We start from the raw sequence: 510 nt of genomic DNA on the forward strand, positions 1-510 counted from the left end.
CCGGCGATCAATGGCACACAGATGGGCGCCAGGATCGCGCCCACGTTGGCGCCGGCATGTGGGGCTGGGAAGCCGCCTTCATGGTTATTGGCATGCTCGGCTTCATCTGGGTGGCGGTGTGGGCCGCGGTGTACGAAAAACCCGAGCAGCAAAAGCGCCTGTCGGCCGAAGAACTGGCCTACATTCGCAGTGACCAGACGGTACAGCCGTTCACACCAGCCCCTGCTGGCGCCCCCGCGAAAAAAGTCTCGTGGTTCAAGTTGCTGACCTATCGCCAGTCCTGGGCCTTTGCCTTCGGCAAGTTCATGACCGACGGGGTGTGGTGGTTCTTCCTGTTCTGGCTGCCCACATACCTGGCGGCGCAGTACGGCATGAAGGGCGCCGATATCGTGATGCCACTGGCGGTGCTCTACAGCATGACCATGGTTGGCAGTATCGGTGGCGGCTGGTTTCCCAGCTACTTCATGGCGCGCGGCGACGCGCCTTATGACGGCCGCATGAAAGCCATGT

General features: G+C 62.0%; 1 protein-coding gene. It reads left to right on the forward strand.

Annotated elements, in window-relative coordinates:
* On the forward strand, window positions 1-510 hold a 510-nt coding region (locus tag AC0L20_RS39800; RefSeq protein ID WP_473295636.1), incomplete at both ends, for an MFS transporter.

This window comes from Bradyrhizobium sp. Kon58 (assembly GCF_055807455.1).